A 3,545-nucleotide genomic window follows, 5' to 3' on the forward strand; every position below is an offset into this window, starting at 1 on the left:
GTTTGACGGTGCCGGCGATTTGCTCCATGGACGAGGCGGTTTGCTGCAGGCTGCTGGCGGCCTGCTCGGTGCGGCTGCTCAGGTCCTGGTTGCCTTGCGCAATCTCGGCGCTGGCCGTGGCGATGGATTCGGTGGAGGCGTGCACCTGGCCGACGATCTGACGCAAAGACTCCTGCATTTGGCGCAGCGCTTCGAGCAGCTGGGCGATTTCGTCGCGTCCCTGCGTGCTCACAGGGCGCGTCAGGTCGCCCGAGGCGATGGCGCCGGCCAGCGCGCGGGCTTCCACGATGGGTTTGCAAATGCTGTGCATGTTCAGCAAGGTCAGCGGCACGACCACCACCGTGGCCAGGACTACCGCCGCCCCGAACAGGAGGATGGTGAGCCGGGCGGCGTCCTGCGCGGCCTGGCCTGAGCGGGTGGCTTCGTCGTTGAGCTGCGCCACCAGGGTCTGGAAAGCCTTGTCCAGGTCGTTCAGCGCTGCATAGGCACGGAACATCACTTTGTCGGCCGTGGTGGCCGAGTCGTAGCCGCTGGCCTCGAGCTGGTTGGCCACGGGGGCAAAGGCCTTCTGGTAGTCCTCCATGTGTTTGCCGATGGCCTGCAGGAGTTCGGCATCGTTGCCGCTGGCCAGGGCGCGCAGCGCCCGTACCTGTTCGTTGACCTTGGCGGCGGTCTGCTTCCACAGCTCGTGGGTCTCGGACACGCGCGCGGGCTGCTCGTAGAAGATGATCATGTCCTTTTCGTAGCGGCGCAGGTGGGCCAGGCTTTGCCGCAGCTCAGAGACGAGGGCGGCCTTTGCATAGGCGTTGTCGATGAAGTGCTGGTTCATGGACTGCATGCGGAACATGCCGACCAGACCCGCGCCGCCCACGATGGCCAGCAGGGTCAGCACCACGGCGATCGCGCCGACCATGCGCGTGCGGATGGTGAAATGCCGCATCAGGTTCATCACTTGCATGGAAGTCTCCGCAGAAATCAGTCGGTCAGGCCCATGGCCGGGTCGGCCATCAGCTTTTCGATGTCGAGCAGGATCAGCATGCGCTCGGCGATGTTGGCCAGGCCGACGATGCAGCCGGCGTCCACCACGGAGTTCATCTCAGGAGCCGACCGGATGCTGTCGGGGGCGATCTCCAGCACGTCGCTGACCGCGTCGACCACCGCACCGACGACACGACCGGCCACGTGCAGCACGACGACCACGGTGAAGTCGTTGTATTCGCATTGGGCGGTGGCAAAGCGGATGCGCAGGTCCACGATGGGCACGATCACGCCGCGCAGGTTCACCACCCCCTTGATGTGCGGGGGCGCATTGGCAATGCGGGTGGGCGCCTCGTAGGAGCGGATCTCCTGCACGCGAAGGATGTCGATGCCGTATTCCTCGCCCCCCAGTCGGAAGGTGAGGTATTCGCGGGGGCGGACATGCGGGTCGATGAAGGCTTCGTTGGCACCCATGGTGGTCACTCTTCGGTCGATGGACAATGATTCGGCGGGAAGCGCCCCGGGCGCGGCCCGGGTCCTTCTCGGGTTTATCGGCGGTGCGCGAGGGCGCTTGAGGGCAACATCAGGCCGTTGCCGTCGATGCGGCTTCCAGGCGGAACTGCGACACGAGCTGCGCCAGGCGCTGGGCCTGTTCACGCAGGCTCTCGGCAGCGGCGGCCGATTGTTCGACCAGCGCGGCGTTTTGCTGGGTCATCTGGTCCAGGTGCGTGACGGCCTGGTTGATCTGGCCGATGCCAGAGCTCTGTTCCTGGGTGGAGGCGGAGATGTCGCCGATCATGTCGGTGACACGCCGCACGGCCGCCACGATCTCCTGCATGGAGGCCCCGGCATCGGCCACCAGACGCGAGCCGCCTTCGACCTTGTCGACCGAGGCGCCGATGAGCGCCTTGATCTCCTTGGCCGCTTCGGCCGAACGTTGGGCGAGGTTGCGCACCTCGCCGGCGACGACGGCAAAGCCGCGGCCATGTTCACCGGCGCGGGCCGACTCGACGGCGGCATTGAGCGCCAGGATGTTGGTCTGGAAGGCAATCCCATCGATGACGCCGATGATGTCGGCGATTTTCTTGGACGAGGCATTGATCTCGTCCATGGTGGCGACGACCTGGGAGACGACGGTGCCGCCGCGCTGCGCCGCTTCGGCGGCACTGCGGGCCAGTTGGCTGGCCTGCTGGGCGCTCTCGGCGCTTTGGCCGACGGTGCCCGTGAGCTGTTCCATCGACGAGGCGGTCTGCTGCAGGCTGGAGGCAGCCTGCTCGGTGCGCGCGCTCAGGTCGTGGTTGCCCTGGGCGATCTCGCTGCTGGCGGTGTTGATGTTCTCGGTGGCCAGGTGCAGTTGGGACACCATGCGGCGCAGCGAGGCCTGCATCTCGGCCAGCGCAGCCTGCAGCTCACCGGCTTCGCCGCCGGCCGTCACCTCGACGTTCGACGACAGGTCACCGGCTGCGATCGCGTGGGCGTGGTGGACGACGCTGGCGATGGGGCGGGAGATCGACCGGCTCAACCACCATCCGAAGACGGCCGCGAACGCCAGACTGGCCAGGACCAGGGCCACGGAGACGAAAGCGGCCGAACGTGTGTCGGCCTGGGCGGCGGCGAAGGCCTGGCGGGCCCGCTCCTGGATGGACCGCTGCAGCCCGTCGATGCCTTCGATGTAGGCCTTGCGGGTCTTCTCGAAGTCGCCGTCGAGCAACTGCTCCAGTGCGAAGTAGTCGCCGCTGTCGCGCAGTTCCCGGATCCGCGGGCCATAGGCGAGGATGGACTTGCGCAAGGTCTCGATCTGCCCGTATTGGGCGCTCAAGGCCGAGTCGTCGATCGCGGCCTGGATCTGCTGCTGCAGCGCGTCGATGCGCTGGGAGTCGGCGGTGTAGTCTTTCATGAGCTGGTCAGGGAAGTCGCCGGTGCCCAGACGCGAATGTGTGACGATGCGCAGCACGTTGATCTCGACGAGCGACTTCCACTGCCCGACCACCTGCATGAGGGCCGTCTCGCGTTCGGTCAGGCGTTCGATCACTGCCGTGGTGTCGCTGAGCTTCTTCACGCTGTAGCTGCTCACGCCGATCATCAGCAGCATCAGCAGCCCCAAGGCCACTGCCAGGCGGGTGGCGATCCGGGTGTGGGCCAAGGCATGCAGAAAGCTCATGAGTGTGTCTCCTCGCGTGTTCGTCAATGTCTTAGAAGGTTTCCCAGTCGTCGTCGGACAGCTTGGGCGAAGGCTGGACGGCCTTGGGCGACGGTGCCGGGGCCACGGCGGCAGCACGGCGTGCTTGCGGGGTCGGCGCGGGGGCGGCCGGGGCCGGCGAGGTTTTCGCTTTGCGGATCACCGCATCGGCCAGGGAGGCCGCTTGCGCGACGGCAGGGGGGGAGGCTGGTGCCGGATCGACAGCGCCTGGCGCCTCACGGCCGATCTGGAACGCAGCGACCACCTGAGCCAGTCGCTGTGCCTGTTCGCGCAGGGACTCGGCGGCGGCGGCGGACTGCTCGACCAGGGCGGCGTTTTGCTGGGTCATCTGGTCGAGCTGGCCGACGGCTGCGTTGATCTGGCCGAT

At 66.9% G+C, this 3,545-nt stretch carries 3 protein-coding genes and 1 pseudogene; all 4 read right to left on the reverse strand.

From position 1 onward, the window contains the following. The coding region (locus AC1ECW_RS16190; protein ID WP_481202292.1) for a methyl-accepting chemotaxis protein at positions 1-958 on the reverse strand (958 nt) is incomplete at its 3' end. A 17-nt stretch (positions 959-975) separates the two neighbouring features. Further along, a complete protein-coding gene (locus AC1ECW_RS16195; RefSeq protein ID WP_409710115.1) occupies positions 976-1,452 on the reverse strand; it encodes a chemotaxis protein CheW in 477 nt (158 codons plus the stop codon). A gap of 109 nt (positions 1,453-1,561) precedes the next feature. Beyond that, positions 1,562-3,139 carry a methyl-accepting chemotaxis protein gene (locus AC1ECW_RS16200; protein ID WP_409710112.1) on the reverse strand — a complete coding sequence of 526 codons (1,578 nt, stop codon included), beginning with the start codon at positions 3,137-3,139 and terminating at the stop codon, positions 1,562-1,564. Positions 3,140-3,170: 31 nt separating this feature from the next. Continuing rightward, positions 3,171-3,545, reverse strand: a pseudogene (locus AC1ECW_RS16205) (methyl-accepting chemotaxis protein); the annotation flags it as partial.

The organism is Caldimonas hydrothermalis (assembly GCF_056746695.1).